Origin of the sequence: Streptomyces viridochromogenes, assembly GCF_001270495.1 — a bacterium.
Taxonomy (GTDB): domain Bacteria; phylum Actinomycetota; class Actinomycetes; order Streptomycetales; family Streptomycetaceae; genus Streptomyces; species Streptomyces viridochromogenes_A.
On record NZ_LGUR01000223.1, the window covers coordinates 26,754 to 51,732 of the forward strand.

A 24,979-nucleotide genomic window follows, 5' to 3' on the forward strand; every position below is an offset into this window, starting at 1 on the left:
CGGAGTGTTCAGTTCCGCTTCACTTTCCCTTATCTGCCGGACAGTTGAGAAAGCACATGCCCTGGAGATCATCCGAGCGCCACAAGCCGTGAGGAAGGGGTGGCGGAAACATGGGTCATACGCCGACGCATACGACTCCGGGGAATGGGGTGGAGCTCTCGCCCTGGCTCCCGTCCCAGGTTCCGGTTTCCCTTCTGTCACCGCAAGACAGAACAGCGAACGAAGCGAACCGGACGTACCGGGAGCCGTCGTCCGAGACCCTGCTGACGGCGTACCGGAGGATGGTCCTCGGGCGCCGCTTCGACGAGCAGGCGACCGCGCTCGCCCGGCAGGGCAGGCTGGCGGTCCACCCGTCCAGCCTCGGTCAGGAGGCCTGCCAGGTCGGCGCCGCGCTCGCGTTGCGCGACACGGACTGGCTGTTCCCCACCTACCGGGACTGCGTCGCGCTGATCAGCCGCGGGATCGACCCGGTCGAGGCGCTGACGCTGCTGCGCGGCGACGCCCACTGCGGCTACGACCCGCTGCACCACCGCACCGCGCCGCAGTGCACCCCGCTCGCCACCCACGCCGCGCACGCCACCGGACTGGCCCACGCGGAGCGGCTCAAGGGCACGGACACCGTCGCCCTCGCGCTCGTCGGCGACGGCGCCACCAGCGAGGGCGACTTCCACGAGGCGCTCAACCTGGCGGGCGTGCTGCGCGCGCCGGTGGTCTTCCTCGTGCAGAACAACCGGTACGCCATCTCCGTCCCGCTGTCCGCCCAGTGCGCGGCCCCGGGCCTGGCCTACAAGGGCATCGGCTACGGCGTCCGCTCGGAACAGGTGGACGGCAACGACGCCGCGGCCGTCCTCGCCGTGCTGAGTACGGCGGTCGAGGAGGCGCGGGCGGGCGGCGGACCGTGGCTGGTGGAGGCGCACACCTACCGCCTGGGCCCGCACACCAGCGCCGACGACCCGTCCCGCTACCGCCCGGCCGAGGAGGCCGAGCACTGGCGCCGGCGCGACCCGATCACCCGCCTGGAGTCAGCCCTGCGCGAGCGGGGCGTGCTGACCGCCGCGGACGCCGACGCCGCGGCCGCCGAGGCGGAGGCGTACGCCGCCGACCTGCGCGCACGACTCGCCGCCGACCCCGAGCTCAACCCCGAGACCCTGTTCGACCACGTCTTCGCCGAGCCGCCCCCGCACCTGACCGAACAACGCGCCGCCCTACGGGCCGAGTCGGAGGGCCGCTGACATGACGACCAGCGTGACGATGGCGCAGGCCCTCAACGCCGCCCTGCGGGACGCGCTCGGCGCGGACGAACGCGTCGTGGTCTTCGGCGAGGACGTCGGCCGCCTCGGCGGCGTCTTCCGGGTCACCGACGGACTCACCGACGAGTTCGGGGACCGGCGCTGCTTCGACACCCCGGTCAGCGAGGCCGGCATCGCGGGCCTCGCGGTCGGGATGGCGATGGCCGGGTTCCGGCCGGTGGTGGAGATGCAGTTCGACGCGTTCGCCTACCCGGGGTTCGAGCAGATCGCCTCCCACATGGCCAAGATGCGCAACCGCACCCGGGGCATGCTCCCGCTGCCCCTGGTCGTCCGCATCCCGTACGGCGGCGGCATCGGGGGCGTGGAGCACCACAGCGACTCCAGCGAGGCGTACTACGCGCACACGGCGGGGCTGAAGGTGGTGACACCTGCGACGGCCGAGGACGCCTACTCCCTGCTGCGCGAGGCGATAGACGACCCGGACCCGGTGATCTTCCTGGAGCCGAAGCGCCACTACTGGACCAAGAAGACGGTCCAACTCCCCATCCGCACCGAGCCGTTCGGCACGGCCGCGATACGCCGCCCCGGGAGCGACGCGACGCTGGTGACGTACGGCCCGTCGGTCGCCGTCGCCCTGGAGGCGGCCCGCGAGGCCGCGGCCGAGGGCCTGGACGTGGAGGTGCTGGACCTGCGCAGCCTCGTCCCGCTGGACGACCGTACGCTCACCGCGTCGGTCCGCCGCACCGGCCGCTGTCTGGTGGTGCACGAGGCGCAGGGCTTCGCCGGGGTCGGCGCCGAGATCGCGGCCCGGGTGCAGGAGCGGTGCTTCGACGCGCTGGTCGCGCCGGTGCTGCGGGTCACGGGGTTCGACATCCCGTATCCGCCCCCGCTGCTGGAGGGCGCGCATCTGCCGGGTACCGGGCGGGTGCTGGAGGCGCTGCGTCGGCTGCTGCCCGAGCTCGACGGAACGGAGCGGTCGGCCCGTCAAGTCGTCCCCACCGCAACCGAGTCGACCGAACGGACCTTCCATCTGCCCGATCTGGGCGAGGGGTTGGCGGACGCCGAAGTGCTTGAGTGGACGGTCGCGGTAGGTGACACGGTCGAGCAGGACCAGGTCGTCGCCGAGGTGGAGACCGCCAAGTCGGTGGTGACACTGCCGAGTCCGTACGCCGGGACGGTGACGGCCCTGCACTGCCGGGCGGGCGAGGTCGTGCGGGTGGGGGCGGCGCTGCTGACGGTGGCGGACCCCGCGTCGGAGGAACCGGCATCCGGGGCCGTACTCACGGGCTACGGGACGACCGGGGCACGCCGGTCCTCACAGGCGCCTTCACCGGCCGCCTCAGGGACGTCCTCACCGGCCCCCTCGGGGGCGCCCTCAGGGGCGTTCTCGCAAACCTCCTCACGAGCCTCCGCAGCGCCCCGCCAGCCGGATCCGGGCACCCGCACCCCGCTCGACGCCACCGCCGAGAAATACCTCCGCGGTCACCGCGACACCCCCGCCGTGACCATCTGGGCGGACGCCGACGCCACCGGCCTCCTCGCCGCCCGTGCCACCCGCGGCACCAGCCTGCTGCCGCTGCTCGCGCGGGCGTGTCTGGCGGGGCTCGCCGCCTTTCCCGACCTCAACTCCCGTGTCGACACGGGCCGCAGGGAGATCGTGCGCCTGCCCGAGGTGCATCTCGGCTTCGCCGCGCAGACCCCCCGCGGTCTGGTCGTCCCCGTGGTCCGGGACGCGCACCGCCTGGGCCCCGACGAGCTCGCGGCCGAGCTGGGCCGCCTGACCGGCCTGGCCCGTGAGGACGCCCTCCCCCTGGAGCACCGGACCGGCGGCACCTTCACGCTGAACAACTACGGCCCGCTCGACGTCGACGGGGCCACACCGATCCTCAACCACCCCCAGTCCGCGATGCTCGGGGTGGGCCGCATCACCGACCGCCCCTGGGCGGTGAACGGCCGCGTGGAGGTGCGCAAGGTCGTCACGCTCTCGCTCACCTTCGACCACCGGGTGTGCGACGGCGGCACCGCGGCAGGATTCCTACGCCATGTCACCGACCGTCTCGTGGGCGACTCCGGGACCTGACCCACCGCCCGACTCACCCGCGGCCGTCCGACGTGCGGCGGTCCGCCCTGCCCTGGGCCAGCCACAGCGCGACCGCCTCCGCGATCGGCTGCCCGGTCTCCAGCTCGACGAAGCCGAACTGGCCGCCCTGGTTGCACTCCAGGAACCACCAGATGCCGTCCTCGTCCTCGGCGAAGTCGAAGGCGGCGTACGCCAGTCCGGCCAGACCGACGTACTCGTGCACCGACTTGCCGATGCGTTCGGGGACCGGAACCGGTTCCCAGCCGTGTCCCGTGTCCCCGTAACGCCCGTCGACCTGGTCGGGTTCGGCGGTCTTCCGCGCGGCGAACAGCCGGGAGCCGACGCAGGTCAGCCGGATGTCGGCCCGCTTGGGGATGTACTTCTGGAGCAACGCCGGCCCGGCGGCCACGGCGCCGAAGTCGGCGTCGGGGCCGATGAGGGTGGTGGGCAGGGCCAGCGCGGGGTCACCGGGCGGCGGCCCCGAGGCGGACTTCACCACCACGTCCCGGTACTCCTCGGCGAAATCACGCGCCAGCCGGGGTGCCGTGGTGATGACCGTCGGCGGCACGGCGAAGCCGCTGAGGTGGGCGACCCTCAACTGCCAGGGCTTCAGCCGGGCCTGGTCGGCGTTGCGCGGATGGTTCATCCACCGTGCGGCGGCGGAGTGGAGCATCCCGTACAGCGCCTGCCTGGTCTCGGCGGTCAGCCACGGTGAGGGGTCGACCGCGTGCGCGGCCGGTTCGCCGGGCCTGCGCACCCAGATGGAGCGCAGGCCGCCCATGCTGAGTACATGCCCGTTGACCGACAGGTGCCCGTCGAAGTCGCCGTAGGCGTAGTCGGCGGACAGTACGGCCTTGCCCGGCAGGTCGGCGGGATCCAGTCGCATCACGGGCGTCCCCGTCCGGTGCAGCCCGGCCACCACCATGTCGGCGGTCACGTCCTCCTCGGACGTCAGGATCAGTACGGTCATGCGCGCACGGATCGTCAGTCGTCGAAGTGGGTCGCGGATCCGGCGGTCGACGTCGTCGTGCCGACCGCGAGCAGAAGGTCCGGATCACTGACGGCCGGACGGCCGTCGGGCAGCACGTTGAGTTGGCGGGCCGGGTCGAAGTGATACGGCGTCACCGCGTTGGAAAGCCCTCTGGGAAAGGCGTAGTTGAGGGTGAACGGTCGCACGGTGAACCTCCGGTGTAGTGCGTGTGAATTACCGTCACTTACGCACTGCTTGCGTAAGGAATTCATCACTTTCCGCCACATCGACGTGAACGTCGTCACACCCTTCACCGGATCCCCTGACTCCGCGCAGGAGTCCTTGACGCTGAACCGTTTCATTGCTTCCCTCGAAACGCAGTTCTACATGGGAGCGCTCCCAACCCCCCACGTGAAAGGGACCCCGTGCAGACATCCCCTCACCCCAGACGCACCCTTCCCCTCCTCCTCACCGCGGCGCTCGTCGCCTGCCTTCTGTCGCTGTCCTGGGCGGGCGGTTCGCCGGCGCGGGCAGCGGCGGGCGACGGCTCGGTGTCCGACCCGAACATCGTCTACGTCGGCCGCTGGGACACGAGTTCGGGCACCGCGGCCGTGCCCCAGTGGTCCGGCGCGTACCTTCAGACGGCCTTCACCGGCACCACCGTCAAGGTCAGGGCCAGGGACGCCGTCAACTTCTACACGAGCGTCGACGGCGGACCGGACGTCTTCCACGCGGGCGTACGCGGGACGGTGAACCTCACTCCCCAGCCCCTCTCCCCCGGCACCCACACCCTACGGATCTCCTACCGGTCGGGCGACACGGTCTTCCAGGGCCTTGTCCTGGACTCCGGCGCGCGCACGGTCAGTCCGGCCGTGCCGTCCGGGCTGGTCGAGTTCGTCGGCGACTCCATCACCGCCGGCGCCCTCACGGACCGGCTGGCGCTCGACTCGTACGCCTGGAAGACCGGCGAGCGGCTGGGGATGCGGCACACCCGGATCGCCCGCGCCGGCTACTGCCTGGTCGCCCAGTCCGGTTGCACGGGCCTGAGCGGCCAGTACTTCCGGGCCGGCAGCACCGGCGGCCAGAACTGGGACTTCTCCCGCTACCGGGCGAACGCGGTCGTCATCAACCTCGGCACCAACGACATCGGCCACGGCGTCTCCGGCTCCGCGTTCCAGGCGGCGTACACCAAGTTCCTGAGCGACGTGCGCGCCAGGCACCCCGAAGCCCAGCTCTTCGCCGTCCAGACGCTCAAGAAGCGCTACGTCACCGAGACCAGGGCCGCCGTCAGCGCCCGCAACGCCGCCGGTGACACCAAGGTGCACTACGTCGACACCACGGGCTGGCTCACCGACGGCGCCGACTACGAGGACGGCAACGGCCACCCCAACGAGGCGGGCCACACCAAGTTCGCCGGCCGTCTGGCACCCGTCGTCGCGGCCCGGCTGGGCAGCGCCGCCGAGGTGTCCGCCAAGGCCGCCGCTCCCGGACAGCCCGGCGACCCCAACATCAAGTTCGTCGGCCGCTGGGACACCCGGAGCTCCAGCACCCTCTACACGCCGTACTGGGCCGGGGCGTACTACCGCGTCGGCTTCACCGGCCGGACGGTCAAGCTCAAGCAGCGCAACACGATCGACTTCTGGGCGCGTATCGACAACGGGCCGGTGAAGTTCTACGACGACGTCAAGGGCACCGTGAACCTGACCCCGACGCCGCTGTCGGCCGGCAACCACACGCTCCAGGTCAACTACCAGGTGGTCGCGGGCTCCTATCGCGGTGACGCCGTGTTCCAGGGGCTGGCCCTCGACAGCGGGGCGACGACGTTCGCTCCGCCGGCCCCCGCCAAGCTGGTCGAGTTCGTCGGCGATTCGATCACGGTGGGCACGACCACGTCGCAGAACGCCCGTACGGCATATGGCTGGTTGATAGGTGAACGGCTGGGTGTCGAGCACACGCAGGTGGCCCAGGGCGGTGCCTGTCTGGTCGCGACGGCCGACGGATGCGTCGGCCTGGAGCAGCAGTTCGGCAGGCTCAACCCCAACTCCACCACGCCCGACTGGGACTTCGGCCGCTACCAGGCGGACGCCGTCGTCATCAACCTGGGCACCAACGACGTGGGCCACGGGGTGAGTTCGACACAGTTCCAGTCGTCGTACGGCAGCCTGCTGCGCAAGGTCAGGGCCGCCTATCCACGGGCCTGGATCTTCGCGCTGGAGACCTTCCGAGGCCGCTACGTCCCGCAGACCGAGGCGGCCGTCCAGGCGGCCGTGGCCGGCGGCGACACCCGGCTCTCCTTCGTCGACACGACGGGCTGGCTGGGCTCCGGCCACCTGACGGACTCCGTCCACCCCAACGACCAGGGCCACCGTGTCATCGCCGACCGCCTGGCACCGATCATCGCGGCGCGCATCGGCGGCTGACCGCGCCGCTCACCCCTGGGAGGCGCCCGACCGCAGCTCGCGCAGGAAAGGCGGCGCCGCCTCGATCAGTTGATCCACCTGGCTCTCGATCAACGGAAGGTATTCGCCGAGCGAGCCGGCGAATGCCTCCGGGATCTCCAGCAGGTAGCGATATCCGCCGTTCTCCTCGTCCTCCGGGGCGTCCACCCCGATGTCCGCCTCGACGGAGAAGGCCTCCGGTGACATGCGCACGGTGATACCGCAGAACATGGCGCGGCCGTCCCCGAGGTCGAGGCTCACGCCGAGGACCTGCATGCCGGGCGTCGCACCGTACTTGGCGAACTCACGCCAGGTGATGTGCGGTTGGTGCTCCAGGAACAGTGCGTACGCCATCTCGCTGAGCCGTCCGGCGGCGCTCCACAGGGCGACGGGCAGGCGCTGGGCGTCTCGGTCGGCTGTGTCCACGCGCCGATCATAGAGGCCCGCCCTGTCGCCGTCCCGGGGTCAGGCCGGCGGCATTCCCCCGCCCTGGAGGCGTTCCAGGTCGGAGGGGCGGACCTGGATGACGAGGAGGGCGATCACCGCGGCGATGGCGGTGAAGATCGCGGCCATGATGAAGGCTGCGGAGACTCCGGCGGTGAGGATCTCATCGCCCCAGGGTGACGGGAGCTGCCCAGTGCGCCGGTAGCTCAGCCGCTCCGCGGGGGTCGCCTGCTCCTGGAAGGCGGCCATCTGCTTCTCTGCCTCGTTTCTGCTCGCCGTACCGTACATGGTGACCAGGATGGACAGCCCCAGGGAGCCGCCGACCTGCTGGGTGGCGTTGAGGAGCCCGGAGGCGGCGCCCGTCTCCTGGGTCGCCACGTTGGACAGCGCCATCAGGGTCAGGGACACGAACTCCATGCCCATGCCGAGGCTGAAGACGAGCATCGGGCCGAGGATGCTGCCCGCGTAGGTGGAGTGGACGTCGGTCAGGGTCAGCCAGGCGAGGCCCGCGGCGGCCAGGATCGCACCCGTCACCATGAAGGGTTTGGGCCCGTACTTCGGCAGGAGTTGGGAGGCGAGCCCCGCGCCGATCGCGATGACGACGCTCACCGGGAGGAAGGCCAGTCCGGCTTCGAGCGGGCTGAAGTCCATTACGTTCTGCACGAAGAGCGTGAGGAAGAAGAACATGCCGAAGATCGCGGCGGCAAGGCTCAGCATCATGCCGTAGGTGCCCGCCCGGTTACGGTCGGCGAACATGTGCAGGGGCGTGATCGGCTGCCGGGAGCGCTGCTCGACCAGGATGAACAGCAGCAGGAAGACGACGGCCGCCCCGAACGCGGCCAGGGTCAGTGCGTCCCGCCAGCCGTCCTGCGCGGCCCGGATGAACCCGTAGACCAGCAGCACCATGCCGATGGTGGAGGTCATCGCGCCCAGCACGTCGAAGTGCCCGGCATGCCGCTCGGACTCCCGGATCCAGCGCGGGGTGGCGAGCACGATGAGCAGTCCGATGGGCACGTTGACGAACAGCACCCAGCGCCAATTGAGCCACTCGACGAGCATCCCGCCCGCCAGCAGCCCGATCGCGCCGCCGCCCGCCGAGACCGCCGCGAAGACGCCGAACGCCCTGTTGCGTTCGGGCCCTTCGGGGAAGGTCGTGCTGATCAGGGCGAGGGAGGTGGGGGAGGCGATGGCCCCGCCGACGCCCTGGAGGGCACGGGCGGCCAGGAGTTGCCACTCGTTCTGGGACAGTCCGCCGAGCAGCGAGGCGAGGACGAACAGCAGGACGCCGAAGACGAACACGCGCCGTCTGCCGAGGATGTCGCCCATCCTGCCGCCGAGCAGCAGCAGTCCGCCGAAGGTGAGCGTGTACGCGTTGACCACCCAGGACAGGCTGGTCGTGGAGAAGCCGAGCGAGCGCTGGATGTCCGGCAGGGCGATGTTCACGATGGTGATGTCGAGCACCACCATCAGCTGACAGGACGCGATGACCAGCAGCGCCATACCGCTGCCACGGCTCTCGCTCCGCTCCGTTTCCTGCGGGGTGGTCCGTGCTTCGGGTGCCGGCTCGGGGTTGCTCATGGCGGTGTGCCGTGGGCGGGGTTTCGGTGGCTGGTTCCCGCCACCATTCGACCGTACGCCGGTGCCGTACGGCGCTCCACTCGATCACCGCAGCGAGCCGAGCCGATGCCGGACGTCCAGGTCAGCGAGCGCTGCGGATCAGGCCCGTCAGATAGCGCCAGAGCGACGACCGCTGCCGGGCGGAGCGGTCGGGCAGCACCACGTCGGCCGTCTCCGGTGCCGGATCGGGCGCCGTCTGCGGTGGCGCGGTCCGCTCGGGCGGCGAAGCGAGTTCGTACCGTACGGGCAGCGAGCGCAGGCCGCGCATGAACGGCGAGGAGCGCCAGGGCAGTTGGTCGGCGGGCAGGGCGAGGTCCAGATGGGAGAACCGTTCGAAGAGACGGCCCACCCCGACCGCCGCGACCGTCGAGGCGAGCTCGCGTGCCGGGCACTGGCGGCGCCCTGCTCCCCAGGACAGGTGTGCCCGGGTGCTGATCGTGCTGCTCGGGGCCACATGGTCGGCGAAGAGCGGGTCGGCGTGCGCGGCGGCGGAGGAGACCCAGACGGGGTCGCCCGCGCGGATCGTGTAGTTGCCGAGCGGTGTGTCCTCGGCGGCGAAGCGCGGGACGAAGTTCACCAGCGGCGGCTTGCGCATGACCACCCGGTTCATGGTCTCCCTGATCATCCCGGCGGAGAGGCTGGCCCGCGCCCCGCCGTCGCCGGAGATGACCTCGACCACGGTGTTGGACATGAGGATGCCGACGTGGTCGGAGGTCATGCCGAGCAGCATGAACAGCTCACGGGCGAGCTCGTCGAGCGACAAGCCGGGATGCGCGGCGAGCAGGTACGAGGGGAAGTCGTCGCCCGGCTCCTTGAGCTTCACGGCCGCCAGTTCCGCGAGCGTGGCGAGCAGTCGTTCCAGGGCGGGCTCCGCGTCCGGACCGGCGTCCAGCACGCGCCACATGTCCATCAGGGCGTCGTCGCCCTGGGATCCGGGGAAGCCGAGCAGATGGCTGGCCACCATCAGCGGCAGCGGCCGGGAGAACTGCGCGGACAGGTCCGCCACGCCCGTGCCGCCGCCCTGTCCCACCAAGGTGATCAGGTCGTCGGCGTAGGCGGTGACGGCCGCCTTCAGACGCTTGGCCTGCGGGTGGCCGGGGTCCTGGAACGGCTTGAGTGCCGCGTCCCACGCCGTGCGCAGCGACGGGTATCCGGGACCGCCCTGGATCAGCACGTGGTTGACCTCGAGGGAGGGCCCGAGCGGCCAGTCGGCGGGCACTTCGCCCGCGGTGCGGGCCCGCCAGTTCTCCAGCCCCTTCGGCCAGGCGTCGTCGTCCTGGAGGACCTCAAGCGCCTCGCGGTACCCGAGGACCAGCCAGGCGGGCACGCCGAGCAGGTCGACCGGCGCGACGGCCCCGTGTCGCTGGCGCAGCCGCTCGTACACGAGGGAGGGGCGTGTCTCGTAGTCGCGGGTCAGCAGTGGTTCGGGTGTCAGTTCTTCCAAGCGGGTGCCGTCGACGTCCACGGATCCGCTCTCGCCCACCTGGGATTCCATCGCCCTGCCGCTCCTCCGACACTCCCCGCACCGGCGCACTACCAGTCAGTAGCCGGCGACGCCGGTGACCCTACCCCAGACGGCCTCTCGGGTGAACGACGGGTGCGGTTCGGACGGGTGCGGCTCGGACGTCAGCCGGCCGTCGGCGGGATGTTCTGGTTGGCGTGGAAGAAGTTGTCCGGGTCGTAGGTGTGCTTGGTCGCGGCGAGTCGGTCGTAGTGGCCGCGGTAGGTCGCCCGGACCCGGTCGGCGCTCTCCGCCTCGCCGAGGAAGTTGATGTAGGAGCCGCCCATGGAGTGCGGGTGCAGATCGGTCCAGTAGTCGACGCTCCACTGCCGGATCAGCTCGGCGTTGGCGGGGTCCGGGTCGACGCCGGCGATCACGCCGGACCAGACGGCGTCGCGGTAGGCCCAGGCCGTGTCGTCGGCACCGACCTGGTGGGCCGCGGCGTCCACGGGATAAAGGTGCATCAGGGACAGGTCCGTGGGGAGGTTCTCGCCGTACTTGTGGTGCACTTCGATCGCGGCGTCGGAGATGGTGTCGAAGAAGTCACCGCGCCAGTACCACTGGTAGCCCTTCGGGATCAGTGTGTCGAACATGCCCTGCAGGGCGGGGTAGGGCATGGGCGTGGTGAAGTGGAAGGCGGACGGCGCCGGTTCGTCGACCGCGGTCAGCGCCTGCTCCAGGCGGTCGCCCGCCAGGTCGCCGGTGTAGCACCAGACGACGCCGCACACCTTCTGCCCGTGGATCGGCTCGGGGAACGGCGGCCCGGGTGGGATGGTGAAGACGGTGAAGAAGCCATAGAGGTCCTGCGGCGCGGCGGGCAGGAACTCCCGGTACCAGCGCAGCACTTCCGGAGTGCGGTCGACCGGCCACGCCGTCACCGCGACCCCGACCGTGTCCACCGGGTGCAGCCCGAACGTGAACGACGTGACGACGCCGAAGTTCCCGCCGCCGCCGCGCAGCGCCCAGAACAGGTCCGGGTGCTCCTCCTCGGAGGCGGTGACGAACGATCCGTCGGCGAGGACGACGTCGGCGGACCGGAGGCTGTCGATGGTCAGGCCGTACTTGCGGGTGAGGTAGCCGTGGCCGCCGCCGAGGGTGAGGCCGCCCACGCCCGTCATCGAGATGATGCCGGCCGGTACGCCCAGGCCGAACGTGTGGGCCGCGTGGTCCAGGTCGCCCAGTTGTGCGCCGCCGGCGACCTGAGCGGTCCCCGCGCGCGGGTCCACGTGCACCCCGCGCATGGTCGACAGGTCGAGGACGAGCCCGTCGTCGACCAGGCACAGTCCGGGTCCGCTGTGGCCGCCGCCGCGCACCGAGAGCTCCACTCCGGTGTCCCTCGCGAAGGAGAGCACTGCCCGCACGTCCGCCACGTCCACGCACTGCGCGAAGGCCGCGGGGTGCCGGTCGATCATGGCGTTGTAGATGCTGCGGGCCTCGTCGTAGCCCGGGTCCTGTGCGGTGATGACTGGTCCGCGCAGCGTCTCGCGCAGGCCTTCGAGTGCCGTTCCGTTGATGCCGCCCATGGCCGGGCCCCTCTGTGTGAAGACGGTGAACCGCGAACAAATAACGGCGCCTGACGTCCGGGCGGGCAGCGGGGGCGTGGTGCGCGGATCCGTTCGCACCTCGTATCGATGTATCGATGTAACGGTGTGTCGATGTGTCGATGTCGGCAGGACGGACCGGCCCCGCCACAGCCCAGTCTTCACCTCGCCGGCGGCGGTCGCACGTCGACCAAGGGCGTCGCCCGGCCGGACCGCCGGGGCGCTGCTGCGGCGTCAGACCAACTCCGCGGCGGACCGCGCCCCCTGTTCGCGCAGCCATGCGACCAGCGTGGGGTGCCCTGAGCGGTCGGCGGCGTCCAGCGCGGTCAACCGGTCGTGACCGACCCAGTTGATGTCACCGCCGCGTCGCAGCAGGTATTCGGCCATCTCGTGCTGTCCGCCGTGGCAGGCGCACCACAGCGCGTTGGTGATGTCCTCGGCGCTGGGCGGGGCCGCCTCGGACGTGCAGCAGGCGGCGACCCGATCGGTTTCGCCGAGGGCTGCCGCCTGCCACAGGTTGGCGCGGGCGCCGCGTTCCACCAGTCGTCGTGCGCACTTCCACTGCCCGAAGGCCACCGCGTCCGCCAAGGGCGTGCCGTCGCCGATGACCGCGCCGTCGGCCTCGATGTCCGCGCCCAGATCGAGCAGGGCGTCCAGGACGGGCACGTCGTCGGTGCTGGCCGCCCAGTGCAGCGGTGTTTCGCGGTGCGCGCCGGTGAACCGGGCGTTGACGTCCGCGCCCGCGGCGACCAGCGCGGTCACCGTCGCGGGGCCGTCGGGCAGGTGGCCGGGCCAGTCGGTGGCGAGGTGCAACAGGGTTCGCGCGCACTTGATGTTGCCCACCCGCGCCGTGGCCAGCCCCGGATGCGCGGTGAGCAGGTCCTGCAACGCCGCCACGTTGCCGCTCCGGATGGCCTCGCCCACGGCACGGGCGAGTGGAGCGGTCGTATCGATCAACATCGGGCCTCCTCCCGGGTCCCTTCTGGATAACACGGCCCACTGACAACGCCGAACCCCTGTCTGTTACGCTCCCCGGGCCTCCCGCGGGGGAAGTCCGGTGAGAGTCCGGCGCTGACCCGCAACGGTGTGCGTGGGGACCCTGTGGTCCGTCGCGTGAGCCCGATCGCCCGTGGTGGGTGCGACCCGATGACTGCTCGCCGTGGACTGCGAGAGGGGACCGCGCGGCCGGCACGGTCGTACGGGCTGCCTCCTTGATCGACGTTCACCGGCGGCCCCAGGCGAAGGACCCGCCCGCCCGTGCACCGAAGCAAGACACGGATCCCGACACCGGTATCCGCCGCCGCCCGCGTATCCGTGCCACTGCTCGTCCTCGGGCTGGGGCTGCTCCTGCTCGTCTCCCTCGTGTGCGGCGTGGGGCTGGGAGCCGCCGGGATCGGGTGGGCGGATGTGTTCCGGCTGCTCGGGGCCGGGCTGACCGGCGGGACCATCGACGCCCGGGATGTCGCCGCGTACACCATCGTCTGGGAGATCCGGCTGCCGCGCGTCGTACTCGGTGCCGTCGTCGGGGCCGGGCTCGCGGCCGTCGGTGTGGCCGTGCAGGCGATGGTGCGCAACGCGCTCGCCGACCCGTTCGTGCTGGGCATCTCCTCGGGTGCCGCGGTGGGGGCCAACGCCGTGATCCTGCTGGGCGCGTTCGCGGGGCTCGGCGTCTGGGCGCTGTCCCTGTCCGCCTTCGCCTCGGCGCTCGCGGCGATGGTGCTGGTGTACGCGGTGTCCCGGTCGCCGCACGGCCTCACCCCGCTGCGGCTGATCCTGACCGGGACCGCGCTGGCGTACGGCTTCGAGGCCGTCACCACCGTCATGGTGTTCGGCGCGGCCCGGGGCGAGGCGGCCCGCTCGGCGATGATGTGGCTGCTGGGGAGTCTGGGCGGCGCGACCTGGGCCCAGGTGCCGCTCGCCGCGGTGACCGTGGCGGCCGGGTGGTCGTGGCTGCGGTGGCGGGCGGAAGCCCTCAACGCCCTCGCGATGGGTGACGAGACGTCCGCCGCACTGGGCGTCCAACCGGCTCGGCTGCGCCGGGAGTTGTTCCTCGTCACCGCCGCCGTGACCGGGACGGTGGTCGCGGTCAGCGGGGCCATCGGGTTCGTCGGGCTGATGGTGCCGCATGTCGTACGGATGCTGGTGGGCGCCGATCACCGGCGGGTGCTGGCCGTGGCGCCGCTCGCCGGGGCCGTGCTGCTGGTGTGGGCCGACCTGCTGTCCCGGCTCCTGCTGGCCCCGGCCGAACTGCCGGTCGGGGTGATCACCGCCGTGGTCGGGGTGCCCGCGTTCCTGCTGCTGATGCGGCGCGGCGGCTACGCGTTCGGAGGTCGGTGACATGCGGCTCGACATCAAGGGCGTCACGGTCGAGGCCGCCGGGGCCCGGCTGGTGGACGACGTTCGACTCGCCGTGGACAGCGGGGCGTTCGTCGGGCTGATCGGCCCGAACGGCAGCGGCAAGTCCACGCTGCTGCGGTGCGTGTACCGGGCGCTGCGTCCGGCCGGCGGGGTGGTGCGGCTCGACGGGGACGACGTGCACGCCATGCCGCCCCGCGCCGCCGCCCGGGTGCTGGCCGCGCTGCCGCAGGAGTCGTCGGCCGAGTTCGACTTCACCGTCGCCGAGGTCGTGGCCATGGGGCGGCTGCCGCACCGGGACCGTACGGCCGCCGCCGACCGGGAGATCTGCGCCGCGGCCATGGAGCGCACCGGTGTCACGCACCTCGCCGACCGCGGGTTCCTCGCCCTGTCCGGCGGTGAGAAGCAGCGCGTGCTCATCGCCCGCGCACTCGCCCAGCAGCCGAAGGTGCTCGTCCTGGACGAGCCCACCAACCACCTCGACATCGCCCACCAGTTGGACGTGCTGTCCCTGGTGCGGGCCAGCGGCCTGAGCGTGCTGGCCGCCCTGCACGACCTCAACCTGGCCGCCGCGCACTGCGACGTCCTGTACGTCATCGCCGGGGGCCGGATCGTCGCCTCGGGCCCGCCGCACGAAGTCCTCCGACCCGCCCTGCTCGCCGAGGTGTTCGGCGTCCGCGCACATCCGGTACGGCATCCGGAGACCGGCGCGGTCCAGCTCCTGTTCGACCTCCTCCCCCAAGGAACCACATGCGCAAGCTCATAGCCACCGCCCTCTGCCTCGCCGCGACCGCCACCGCGACCGGCTGCGGAGCCACGGTGGACAAGCCGGCCTCGAACGCCGAGTCCTCCGCGGTCACCCTCACCAACTGCGGCCGCGAGGTCACCTACGACAAGGTCCCCGAGCGCGTGGTCACCAACGACGTCGGCATCACCGAGCTGATGTTCGCCCTCGGCCTGGAGGACCGCATGGCCGGGTTCGCGATGCCCGACGACAAGGGCGATCTGAGCGGCGTGCCGTGGAAGGACGGCTACGGGAAAGTGAAGTGGCTGTCGAAGGACCAGCTCACCAAGGAGAACGTCCTCGACGCCCGCGCCGACCTCGTCTTCGCCGGCTGGAACTACGGCTTCCGCGAAAACAGCGGCTTCACTCCCGACGCCCTGAACAAGCTCGGCATCCCCTCGTACGTCCTCACCGAGTCCTGCCACAACGGCCGTACCGAGTCCTCGCGCGGCATCATGCCGCCGCTGGACGCCCTGTACGCCGACCTCACCAACCTCGGGAAGCTGTTCGGTGTGGAGAAGCGGGCCGCCGCGCTGGTCGCCGACTTCAAGAAGCAGGTCGCGCAGGTACGCGCGAAGGCGCCCGCGGCTGCCGACCGGCCGAAGGTGTTCCTGTACGACAGCGGGCAGGACCAGCCGTTCACGTCCGGCCGCTACGCCGCCCCCGAGCAGATCATCAGCGAGGCCGGCGGCGTCAACGTCATGCACGACGTCCAGGACTCCTGGACCACCGTCGGCTGGGAGAGCGTCGTGCAGCGCGACCCGGACGTCATCGTGATCTGCGACTACGGTGACGTGAGCGCCGAGCAGAAGAAGAAGTTCCTGCTCTCCTACCCGCCGCTGCGCAACGTCTCCGCCGTCCAGCACAAGCGGATCTTCGTCCTCGACTACGTCGACCTGGTGGAGAGCCCCCGCAACCCGTCGGCCGTCGCCCGGCTCGGCACGTATCTGCGGACGGTGGCCGAGGAGCGGTAGCCACTGGATGGTCACCGCTCGAAATGGCTCGGTCTGCCGTCACGGTGCACGAGCCGGCCGAGCCGCTGCGCCCTGGCGCGGGGCATGAGGGTCCAGGTGCCGTCGAGTCCGCGCAGGGCGGTGGAGTGCCAGGGGGTGGTCCAGGCGTCGGGAGCGTCCAGGAGCCGGATGCCGAACTTGGCGGCGCCGACGGGCTGGGGGTGGATCGACAGACGTACGGCGCGCGGGTGATGGTCGGCGATCAGCTCACCCCAGGCACGGCTGCGCTGGATCACGCCGTACGCCCGTCTGCGGCACTCGCGTTGGAGCGCGGAGCGGGTGCCGGTGAACCCGGCGGTGTCCTCGACCAGGAAGCGGGTGATGCCGCGATACAGGGCGAGGGTCGGGGCGTCGGTGCGGACCTCGGCGCGCAGGGCCTCCAGGGTGGGGGCGTGGCGGTCGTGGACGTGGGCGCGTTTGGTGTCGTGGGGGAGGTCGCCGAGGACGTCGCGCAGGTCGAAGACGGAGAGATGCCTCAGGTCCGACTCCCTTATGAGCGCGCGCAGTTCGTCCGCGTAGGCGTCGATGTGGTCGTCGGGGACGCGGATCAGGTCGCCGAAGACGTGGCCGTCGGAGCAGATGACGACGTGGGCGCCGGGCGGGTAGATCCTCTCGATCTCCTGGCACAGGGTGTCGAGGAAGGCGAGGGAGAGGCGTTCACCCATGTCGGGGAGGTGGCCCAGGGCCTTGGCCGGGTTGGGTGACTTGCAGGGGAAGGCGGGGAGGGTGAAGGCGATGGGGGCGCCCTCGCGCACGAAGTCGGCGATCCGGCGCAGTTGACGGGGGAAGGCCTCGGCCGGGAGACGGGCCTGGCCGGTCGGGGGCTGGAAGGCCGGGAGGCGGCCGGTCGTGCGGTGGTGCGGCAGGAGCAGGTTCAGGATCTCTACCCCGGTGGTCTCGGGGAGGGTGTCCGGTGCGGTCGTCAGCAGCATGTCGTTCCTCCGGGGGCATGCGGGCAGGGCGGCATGGCGCCATGGCGGGCCAGGCACTGTGGGGCAGGCGGGTGGGTCAGGCGGGTGGGGTCAGGCGGGCTGAGGCAGCCGGCGGGCGGACGTCGGTCACAGCCGTCGGTCGTAGCGGACCGGCAGACGATGGGCGCCGCGTCCCAGGACGGACGGGATCCATTCGATGTCCTCGTCGCTGATGGCGAGACGCAGGCCGGGCAGTCGCGGGAGCAACGTGCCGAGCGCGACCTGGAGTTCGGCGCGGGCGAGGGCGGCTCCGGGGCAGAAGTGGATGCCGTGGCCGAAGGCCAGATGAGGGTTGGGCGAGCGGTCCAGGTCGAGACCGTCGGGGTCCTCGAAGCGACGCGGATCGCGGTTGGCGGCGCACAGGGAGACGATCACGGAGTCGCCGGCCGGGATCTCGGTGCCGTGCAGGTCGCTGTCCTGGTCGAAGAAGCGCCAGGTGGTCAGCTCGAAGGCGCTGTCGTGGCGCAGGAGTTCCTCGACCGCGCGGGGCAGGAGGCCGCGGTCGTCGCGCAGCCGGGCGAGCTGGTCGGGGTGGCGGAACAGGGCGATCAGGGCCGTCGTGATCTGGTTCGTGACCGGTTCCTGACCGGCGACCAGCAGCTGGAAGATCATCGAGTCCAGCTCCTCCCGCGACAGTTCGCCCTGGTCACGGGCGGCGACGAGGCGGCTGAGCAGGTCGTCGCCCCCGTACTCCCGCCTGTGGGCGACGACGTCCGCGATGTAGCTCTGCAACCCGTGCAGCCGGGCCTCGTACAACGGCCGCCCGGGGTCCGTCGGCCCGACGGGCTGGACGACCTTGCCCCAGTCGCGGTCGAAGCGCGCGGCCAACTCCCCAGGCAGCCCGATGACTTCGGCGAGGACCTGGAGGGGAAAGCGGGCGGCGAAGCCGGCGACGAGGTCGGCGGGTCCGGCCGCCGGGAGGGCATCGACCAGCGCGTGCGCCGACTCCTGGAACCGGGGCCTCAGTTGCTCGATGCGGCGCGGCGCGAAGGCGTCCGTCAGGTAGCGCCGCATATGCGTGTGGATCGGCGGGTCCTGGTGGAGGAGATGGGCCTGGAGCCGGGAGTGCTGGGGCTCGGGCATGATCGAGGCGCGGGCCCGCCAGCGGTCGTTTCCCCGGTCGTGGTTCTTGCCGAGGCGGTCGTCGTTCAGGGCGGCGTGGGCGGCGTCGTGTCCGGTGACGAGCCAGGCCTGTACGCCGCTGGGGAAGAGGACGCGGTGGACCGGTCCGGCCTCGCGCATCCGCTCGTAGAGGGGGTAGGGGTTGCTCTTGTACGGGCAGCCCATCAGCGGGACCGGGTCGGGGAGCGGCTGCCGTGGGTCCACGGCCGGGAGGGGTTCTCGGAGGGTCATGCGCGAGGTCTCCTAGAGGGCGAGTTCGGGCCGGTGGTGGTCCAGCCACAGGGCGAGGTCGACGACGCGTTCGAGGCGGAGGCGGTGACCCCACTCCAACTGGTCGGGCGGGGTGTCGAGGCAGGGCTTGACGCGGGTCTCGTCGGCCAGCGCCCGGACCTGTTCGAGGGAAAGGGCGTCGCGGGCCAGGTCCTGCAGGCCGCGGTTGTAGTCGGGGTGGTGGGTGGCCGGGTAGTGGTTCTTGGGGCGGTGCAGCACCGAGTCGGGAGCCAGCCCCGCTCCGGCGGCCCGCAGCAGGCTCTTCTCCCGCCCGTCGAAGCTCTTCAGCGCCCAGGGCGCGTCGAAGGCGTACTGGGCGAGCCGGTGGTCGCAGTACGGCACGCGGACCTCCAGCCCCCGCGCCATGCTCAACCGGTCCTTGCGGTGAAGCAGTTGGCGCAGCCACCGGGTCAGGGACAGGTGCTGCATCTCGCGTTGCCGGTGCTCGACGGGGCTCTCGCCGTCGAGGTGAGGGACGGCGGCCAGGGCGGTGCGGTAGGTGTCGTCGCGGAACTCGCCGATGCGCAGGTCGAGTTCGGGGTTGAGCGGCATGGCGGCCTCGTCGCCGGTGACCAGCAGCCAGGGGAAGGTGTCGGCGGCGAGCGCCCTGGGGCTGTGGAACCAGGGGTAGCCGCCGAAGACCTCGTCCGCGGCCTCGCCGGACAGGGCGACGGTGGAGTGTCGTCGTATCTCCCCGAACAGCAGGTACAGCGAGGTGTCCATGTCGCCGACGCCGATCGGTGAGTCGCGGGCCACGACCACGGCCTTGCGGTGCTCCGGGTCGAGCAGCGCACGCGGGTCCAGTACGACCGTGCTGTGGTCGGTGCCGATGAACGCGCCCGCCTCGGTGGCGTACGGGGTGTCGTGGCCGGTGCGCAGGATGTCGCCGGTGAACCGCTCGGCCTGGTCGCTGTAGTCGACGGCGTAGGACCGGATCCGGGCGTCCGGGCCCTCACTCAGCCGCAGTTCGTCGGCGAGCAGGGCGGTCAGGACGGTGGAGTCGATGCCGCCGGACAGCAGGCTGCACACCGGGACGTCGGCCTCCAGCTGGCTGCGGGCGGCCGTGCCGATGAGGCCGCCGATCCGCTCCACGGTGACGTCCCGGTCGTCGTCGTGCGTGCCGGCCTCCAACTGCCAGTAGCGGCGTTCGCGGATGCCGTCGCGGTCCAGGACCAGCAGGCCGCCGGGCTCGACCTCCCGCACTCCGGACCAGACCGTCGGCCCGGTGTTGAACAGCAGGCTGTACGCCTCCCGGAGTCCGTCCGCGTCCACCCGGGGCCGTATCCCGGGGTGCCGGAAGAGCGCCTTGGGCTCGGAGGCGAAGGCCAGACCTCCGTCGACCGCCGCCCAGAACAGCGGTTTGACGCCGAGCCGGTCGCGCACGAGGAGCAGCCGCTGGGCGCGCTCGTCCCAGACGGCGAACGCGAACATGCCGTCCAGGTGGTCGGCGAGTCCTTCGCCCCACTCGGCGTAGGCGCGCAGCACGACCTCGGTGTCGCTGCGGGTGCTGAACCGGTGTCCCCTGGTGCGGAGTTCGGCCCGTAGCGCGCGGTGGTTGTAGACCTCTCCGCTGTAGCTGAGCACGGTCGTGGGCTCGTCCGGGCGGTCGGTCATGGGTTGGGTGCCGCCCGCGAGGTCGATGACGGCCAGACGGCGGTGGCCGATCGCGGCCCGCTCGCCCAGCCACACGCCTGCGGCGTCGGGACCGCGCGGGGAGAGCTCGGCGGTCATGGCCTCGATGACCGGGGCCTGGGTGCGGGCGTCGTCGCGGAAGGACGCCCAGCCGGTGATTCCGCACATGGGAACTCCACTCCTGGATGGATCAGGTCGAGACGGTGTCGGTGGTCCGCTCGGGCGCGGCGGCCACGCGTCGGCCGGGCCGGGCGAGCAGGGGTACGGCCAGGCAGGCGGCCCCGGCGGCGAGGGCCAGCCCGGCCCGCGCGCCGTCGCCGCCGGAACCGGCCAGGGTCCAGGCCGCGGTGGCGAGCGCGGGGCCGAGGGTGAAGCCGAGGCTGCGGGCGACCTGCACCGTCGAGCCGACGGTGGCGGCCCGGTCCGGTGGGGCGGCGCCCATGAGCAGGGCCTGGGTCGGGCCTCCGCCCAGGCCCATGCCGAGACCGGCCAGCGCGAGCCGCCAGGCCACGTCGGGCGGGGACCAGACGTCGCCCAGGGGGATCAGCAGGAACAGTCCGGCGGCGGTGAGGGCGGCCCCGGTGGTCGCGATCCGCCGGGAGCCGTACCTGTCGGCGAGCCGGCCGCCGAGCGGACCGGCCAGCGCCATGCCGAGGGGGAAGGCGAGCACGGTCAGCCCGGTCGCGGTGGCGCTGACGCCCTCGTCCTGCTGGAGGTGCAGGGCGACGACGTAGTGCATGGCGGCGAACCCGGCCCCCAGCGCCAGCACCGCGCCGTGTGCCCGGAACAGTCCCGTCGCCCGCAGTACACCGGTCACCGGACGGCCGCCCGGTCCGCGCAGCCACCACCACAGCGGCGGTACGGCGGCGGCCGCGAGCAGGAACCACGCCGCTTCCTCGGCTCCCAGTGTCAGGGCGAGCAGCAGCGCGGCCAGGCCGCCGGCCACCGACAGTGCGTCAGCCAGTGCCCGTCGGCCGGGTGGGCGCGACGCACCGTCGTCGGGCATCGCCTTCCAGGCTACGGCCAAAACCAGCAGACAGAACGGGATCTTGACCAGGAAGACCCAGCGCCAGCCCAGGTGGTCCAGCAGCAGGCCGCCCACCGCCGGGCCGGTCACGGCGCCCAGTGGGCCGAGCGTCGCGGGCACGCTCATGGCCCGGCCGCGCACCGCGGGCCGTACGGCGCGGATCACCAGCACCGGCATCAGCACGAACAGCACCGCCGCGCACGCGCCCTGCCCGATCCGGGCCGCGATCAGCCAGGCGGCCCAGGGAGAGAGGGCGGCCAGGGCACCGCACAGCGCGAAGCCGGCGGTCGCCGCCAGCAGCGCGGGCCGGGCGCCCGTGCCGTCCAGCCATCGACCGAGGGGCAACAGCAGGGCGACGACCGGGAGTTGGTATCCCAGCGCCGCCCACTGGGCCGTGGCCGACGGGATGTGCAGGGCGGCGGAGATGTCGGCCAGCGCCACGTTGACGATGTTCATGTCGAGCATCGCCACGAACGACAGCGCGCCCGCCACGGCCACGAGAACCCAGCGGTCCCTCACTCTCGCGTCCCCTCCCCCTCACGGCCGGCTGCCGTACAGCAGCCTCGTTCCAGAGGTCGGGGACGCCGAGGGCTGAGTTCCCGGGCGTGACCGAAAATGTGATCGACGCGGGAACGGCCCGGCTACGGCGTCAGGCCGTGGCGATGCCGTCCAGCTTGCCGGACTTGGCCTCCGCGACCAGCGACGAGAACTGGTCCGCGCTCATCTGCACCCGCTGCCCGAAGTCGTCCGTGAGGACCACCCGCCGCTCGGCCGGGGCGGCGGGGTCCACGAACAGCTGCGGACAGCCGCAGTCGCAGTTGCCGCAGAACGTCGCCACCGGGTCCAGGCCGTCCATCCCGTGGATGTCGCTCATAGTTCACAACCTTTCTCGATCGTGGGCGCTCACCGGTGTGACCGCCCGGCACCGGCCCCCGTGGCACTGCTCGGGGCCGACAGTGGGATACCCCTGTCGGGCGGTCCGTCCACCGGGGCACGGTGATCGAAGGCGATCAGCGGCTCACCGGTCAGCGGATGGTCCACCACCGTCGCCCGTACGCCGAACACCTCGGCCAGCAGGGCCGGTCGCAGCACCTCCCGCGGCGGCCCCGAGGCGACCACCCGGCCGTCGTGCAGGACGTGCAGCCGGTCGCAGACGGAGGCGGCGGCGTTGAGGTCGTGCAGCGACACCAGGGTCGTACGGCGTCCTGCCCTGAGCAGGGCGAGGAGTTCCACCTGGTGGCGGATGTCGAGGTGGTTGGTGGGCTCGTCCAGGACCAGGACGTCCGGCTGCTGGGCGAAGGCACGGGCCAGCAGGACGCGTTGGCGTTCGCCGCCGGACAGTTCGGTGAACCGGCGCTCGGTGTGCTGCTCCATGCCGACGTCCGCGAGGGCGCGGGCGACGACATCCCGGTCGGTGGCGTCCTCGCCGGCGAAGGCCCGCTTGTAGGGCGTACGGCCCATGGCGACGACCTCGCGGACGGTCAGCTCGAAGTCGCCGCCCCGCTCCTGCGGGAGGGCCGCGACATGCCGGGCCGCCTCGCCGGGGCTGAGCCGGCGCAGATCGGTGCCGGACAGCAGGACCCGGCCGCTGACCGGCTTCAGATGCCGGTAGACGGTGCGCAGAAGCGTGGACTTGCCGCTGCCGTTCGGCCCGACGAGGCCGGTGATCTCACCCTCGGCCGCGATCAGCCGGGCGCCGGAGACGACGGTGCGGCCGGCGTACGCGATGTGCAGATCCTCGGTCTCGATTCTCAACTTCCGCTCCCCAGGCGCCGGTCCAGCAAATACAGCAGTGCCGGTGCCCCGACCAGCGAGGTGACGACACCGACCGGCAGTTCCTGCGTGTCCATGGCCGTACGGCACACGAGGTCGACCACGACGAGGAGCAGCGCGCCGAACAGTGCCGAGACGGGCAGGAGGCGGCGGTGGTCGCCGCCGACGACCAGACGGCAGGCGTGCGGCACCATGAGCGCGACGAAGGCGATGGCACCGGAGACGGCGACGAGTACGCCGGTCAGCAGGCTGGTGAGCGTGAACAGTTCCCTGCGCAGCCGGGTGGCGTCGACGCCGAGTCCGGCCGCCGTCTCATCCCCCATGAGCAGCGCGTTGAGCGCCCGGCCGCGCGCCAGGAGGCACAGCAGGGTGAGCGGTACGGCGACGGCCGGGGCGGCGAGCAGTGGCCAACTCGCGCCGCTCAGGCTGCCCATGAGCCAGAACAGCACACTGTGGGTCTGCTGCTCGTCGCCCGCCCGGAGCACGAGATAGCTGGTGAACCCGGACAGGAACTGCCCGATCGCCACCCCGGCCAGCACCAGCCGCAGCGGTGCGAATCCCCCTCGGCGTCGGGCCACCGCCCACACCAGCGCGAAGGTGGCGAGGGCGCCCGCGAAGGCGGCGCCGGAGAGTCCGAGCCCGAGCGCGCCGCCCGCACCGGCGCCGAGCACGATCGCGGCGACCGCCCCGAGGGAGGCGCCGTTGGAGACGCCCAGGAAGTACGGGTCGGCCAGCGGGTTGCGCACCAGGGCCTGCATCGCCGTACCGACGAGGCCGAGCCCCGCGCCGACGAGGGCCGCCAACAGGGCTCGGGGGAGGCGGAGTTGCCAGACGATGAGGTCGTCGGTGCCGGGGCGTGGCGCCGCGCCGGACAGGCGGCGCCAGATCACACCCCACACCTCGCCGGCCGGGATGGACGTGGAGCCCCAGGACACCGCCGCGGTGAGGGCGGCGAGCAGGGCCAGGGCGAGGACCAGCGCCAGCGGCAGGGCGGGCACGGAGCGCGTCCGCGTGCCCTCCTCCGGATTCGCCGCTTCCCTCCGGCGCACCAGGGTGTCGATCACGGCCGGCCGGCCTTGCCCGGGTACAGGGTCTTCGCGATCTCCTCGACGGTGTCGGCGTTGGTGACGCCGGCGATGGTGGTCCGCTCGGAGCCGATGCGCAGGAAGTGGCCCTCCTCGACGGCCTTCAGGCCCTTGGTGGCGGAGTTCGTCTCCAGCCACTTCCGCGCCTCGTCGAAGGCCTTGTCGTTCGCGGCCTCGCTGCCCCGGTCGCGTACGCCGAGCTGGATCCAGTCCGGGTCCTTGGCGACGACGTCCTCCCAGCCGACCTGCCGGTAGTCGCCGTCGCAGTCGGCGAAGACGTTGCGGGCCCCGGCGAGGGTGATCACGGCGTGGGCGATCTGGCGGTTGCAGACGGCCATGGGCTGCTTGGTACCGGCGTCGTAGTCGAAGAAGAAGTACGTGGGCCGCTCGCCCTCGGGCGTGCCGCCGACGGCCTCGCGGACGGCGTCCACCTTGCTCTTCATGCCGTCGACGAGGGCCTTCGCCTTCGCGCTCGTGCCCGTGACGGCGCCGAGGGAGGTGATGTCGTCCTCGACGGCGGACAGGTCGGTGACGGGACTCTTGCTCGTGGCGGCGCAGGCCGTGGACTTCAGGAAGGTGTGCTTGATACCGGCCGCCTCGAACTCCTTCTCGGTCGGCGCGTCGCCCATGCCCCCGCCCATGTTCATCGAGGCGAAGGTGTCGATGTACAGGTCGGCGCCGGAGCCGAGAAGCCTCTCCTTGGGGATCACGGTCTCGCCGAGCACCTTGACCTGTTGTGCCTGTGCGTCGAGTCGGCCCGGCAGGGTGCCCTTGCCGGGCGGGAAGCCGGTGCCGATCACCTGGTCCCCGGCGCCCAGGCGCAGCAGCAGTTCGAGGCTGGAGGCGTTGCTGGTGACGATGTTCTTCGGGGCTGAGGTGAAGGTGGTCTCGGCGCCCATGCAGTCGGTGACGGTGACCGGGTAACCGTCCGTGGAGGCGCCCTTGTCGGCGGCGGAGCTCTCTGTCTCGCTGTTCCCACCGCCACTGCCACTGCCGCTGCTACTGCCGCAGCCCGCCGCCAGCAGGCCGCCGAGCACCGCGGCCGTCGTGGCCCGCCCCACACGAGAACGCATCGAAACTCCCCTGGATCCACTGGATGCACGGGC

Annotated in this window: 21 protein-coding genes; 6 read left to right on the forward strand and 15 right to left on the reverse strand. The window is 71.9% G+C overall.

Features of this window, described 5'->3' with window-relative positions:
- The first annotated feature begins 110 nt into the window (after window positions 1-110).
- On the forward strand, window positions 111-1,232 hold the full coding sequence (gene pdhA, locus ADK36_RS31760; protein WP_048580738.1) for a pyruvate dehydrogenase (acetyl-transferring) E1 component subunit alpha: 1,122 nt from the start codon (window positions 111-113) through the stop codon (window positions 1,230-1,232).
- Window position 1,233: 1 nt separating this feature from the next.
- Window positions 1,234-3,330, forward strand: coding sequence for a 2-oxo acid dehydrogenase subunit E2 (locus tag ADK36_RS51605; RefSeq protein WP_048580737.1), 2,097 nt, complete (start codon window positions 1,234-1,236; stop codon window positions 3,328-3,330).
- Window positions 3,331-3,343: 13 nt separating this feature from the next.
- On the opposite strand, the gene ADK36_RS31770 is transcribed toward ADK36_RS51605, so the two are convergent.
- The gene (locus tag ADK36_RS31770; RefSeq protein WP_053199967.1) at window positions 3,344-4,300 is read right to left on the reverse strand and encodes an MvdC/MvdD family ATP grasp protein; all 957 of its coding nucleotides are present in this window, start codon (window positions 4,298-4,300) and stop codon (window positions 3,344-3,346) included.
- 14 nt (window positions 4,301-4,314) lie between these two features.
- Window positions 4,315-4,506 carry a putative ATP-grasp-modified RiPP gene (tgmA, locus tag ADK36_RS31775; protein WP_048580735.1) on the reverse strand — a complete coding sequence of 64 codons (192 nt, stop codon included), beginning with the start codon at window positions 4,504-4,506 and terminating at the stop codon, window positions 4,315-4,317.
- Window positions 4,507-4,725: 219 nt separating this feature from the next.
- On the opposite strand from tgmA, the gene ADK36_RS31780 reads away from it, so the two are divergent.
- Window positions 4,726-6,720 (forward strand): GDSL-type esterase/lipase family protein, encoded by a 1,995-nt coding sequence (locus ADK36_RS31780; protein ID WP_048580734.1) that lies wholly within the window; start codon window positions 4,726-4,728, stop codon window positions 6,718-6,720.
- 9 nt (window positions 6,721-6,729) lie between these two features.
- Here the strand turns inward: ADK36_RS31780 and ADK36_RS31785 are convergent, their stop codons facing one another.
- The 5 genes from ADK36_RS31785 to ADK36_RS31805 all read right to left on the reverse strand — a co-directional run bounded on the left by ADK36_RS31785 (window position 6,730) and on the right by ADK36_RS31805 (window position 12,801).
- The gene (locus ADK36_RS31785) at window positions 6,730-7,164 is read right to left on the reverse strand and encodes a hypothetical protein (RefSeq protein ID WP_048580733.1); all 435 of its coding nucleotides are present in this window, start codon (window positions 7,162-7,164) and stop codon (window positions 6,730-6,732) included.
- Between the two features lie 39 nt (window positions 7,165-7,203).
- Window positions 7,204-8,682 (reverse strand): MFS transporter, encoded by a 1,479-nt coding sequence (locus ADK36_RS31790; RefSeq protein ID WP_048580732.1) that lies wholly within the window; start codon window positions 8,680-8,682, stop codon window positions 7,204-7,206.
- A 199-nt stretch (window positions 8,683-8,881) separates the two neighbouring features.
- Window positions 8,882-10,294 (reverse strand): cytochrome P450, encoded by a 1,413-nt coding sequence (locus ADK36_RS31795; RefSeq protein ID WP_053199970.1) that lies wholly within the window; start codon window positions 10,292-10,294, stop codon window positions 8,882-8,884.
- Between the two features lie 131 nt (window positions 10,295-10,425).
- Window positions 10,426-11,823 (reverse strand): FAD-binding oxidoreductase, encoded by a 1,398-nt coding sequence (locus ADK36_RS31800; RefSeq protein WP_199830287.1) that lies wholly within the window; start codon window positions 11,821-11,823, stop codon window positions 10,426-10,428.
- Between the two features lie 252 nt (window positions 11,824-12,075).
- A complete protein-coding gene (locus ADK36_RS31805; RefSeq protein ID WP_048580730.1) occupies window positions 12,076-12,801 on the reverse strand; it encodes an ankyrin repeat domain-containing protein in 726 nt (241 codons plus the stop codon).
- 354 nt (window positions 12,802-13,155) lie between these two features.
- Here ADK36_RS31805 and ADK36_RS31810 point away from each other — a divergent pair, with 354 nt between their 5' ends.
- From ADK36_RS31810 to ADK36_RS31820, 3 genes are read left to right on the forward strand one after another with little or no spacing between them, the layout of a single operon-like run.
- Window positions 13,156-14,178, forward strand: a complete 1,023-nt coding sequence (locus tag ADK36_RS31810; protein WP_048580860.1) for a FecCD family ABC transporter permease — start codon at window positions 13,156-13,158, stop codon at window positions 14,176-14,178.
- Between the two features lies 1 nt (window position 14,179).
- Window positions 14,180-14,962: an ABC transporter ATP-binding protein gene (locus tag ADK36_RS31815; protein WP_048580729.1), complete on the forward strand. Its 783-nt coding sequence runs from the start codon at window positions 14,180-14,182 to the stop codon at window positions 14,960-14,962.
- Complete coding sequence (locus tag ADK36_RS31820) at window positions 14,947-15,954, forward strand: ABC transporter substrate-binding protein (protein ID WP_053199971.1); 1,008 nt, start codon at window positions 14,947-14,949, stop codon at window positions 15,952-15,954. The genes ADK36_RS31815 and ADK36_RS31820 overlap by 16 nt, the downstream gene beginning before the upstream one ends.
- A gap of 11 nt (window positions 15,955-15,965) precedes the next feature.
- Here ADK36_RS31820 and ADK36_RS31825 read toward each other — a convergent pair whose 3' ends face one another.
- The 8 genes from ADK36_RS31825 to ADK36_RS31860 form a co-directional block, all read right to left on the reverse strand.
- Window positions 15,966-16,925 (reverse strand): L-tyrosine/L-tryptophan isonitrile synthase family protein, encoded by a 960-nt coding sequence (locus tag ADK36_RS31825; RefSeq protein WP_053199974.1) that lies wholly within the window; start codon window positions 16,923-16,925, stop codon window positions 15,966-15,968.
- Between the two features lie 126 nt (window positions 16,926-17,051).
- A complete protein-coding gene (locus tag ADK36_RS31830; protein WP_053199976.1) occupies window positions 17,052-18,317 on the reverse strand; it encodes a cytochrome P450 family protein in 1,266 nt (421 codons plus the stop codon).
- 12 nt (window positions 18,318-18,329) lie between these two features.
- Complete coding sequence (gene asnB, locus ADK36_RS31835) at window positions 18,330-20,156, reverse strand: asparagine synthase (glutamine-hydrolyzing) (RefSeq protein ID WP_053199978.1); 1,827 nt, start codon at window positions 20,154-20,156, stop codon at window positions 18,330-18,332.
- Between the two features lie 22 nt (window positions 20,157-20,178).
- On the reverse strand, window positions 20,179-21,534 hold the full coding sequence (locus ADK36_RS31840) for an MFS transporter (protein ID WP_234329951.1): 1,356 nt from the start codon (window positions 21,532-21,534) through the stop codon (window positions 20,179-20,181).
- 130 nt (window positions 21,535-21,664) lie between these two features.
- Window positions 21,665-21,889, reverse strand: a complete 225-nt coding sequence (locus ADK36_RS31845) for a hypothetical protein (protein WP_048580724.1) — start codon at window positions 21,887-21,889, stop codon at window positions 21,665-21,667.
- 29 nt (window positions 21,890-21,918) lie between these two features.
- Entirely contained in the window at window positions 21,919-22,770 is an 852-nt protein-coding gene (locus ADK36_RS31850) for an ABC transporter ATP-binding protein (protein WP_053199981.1), read from the reverse strand.
- Window positions 22,767-23,852 (reverse strand): FecCD family ABC transporter permease, encoded by a 1,086-nt coding sequence (locus ADK36_RS31855; RefSeq protein WP_048580722.1) that lies wholly within the window; start codon window positions 23,850-23,852, stop codon window positions 22,767-22,769. Before ADK36_RS31855 ends, ADK36_RS31850 begins: the two co-directional genes overlap by 4 nt.
- Window positions 23,849-24,946 (reverse strand): ABC transporter substrate-binding protein, encoded by a 1,098-nt coding sequence (locus ADK36_RS31860; RefSeq protein WP_053199982.1) that lies wholly within the window; start codon window positions 24,944-24,946, stop codon window positions 23,849-23,851. Before ADK36_RS31860 ends, ADK36_RS31855 begins: the two co-directional genes overlap by 4 nt.
- Window positions 24,947-24,979: the final 33 nt, after the last annotated feature.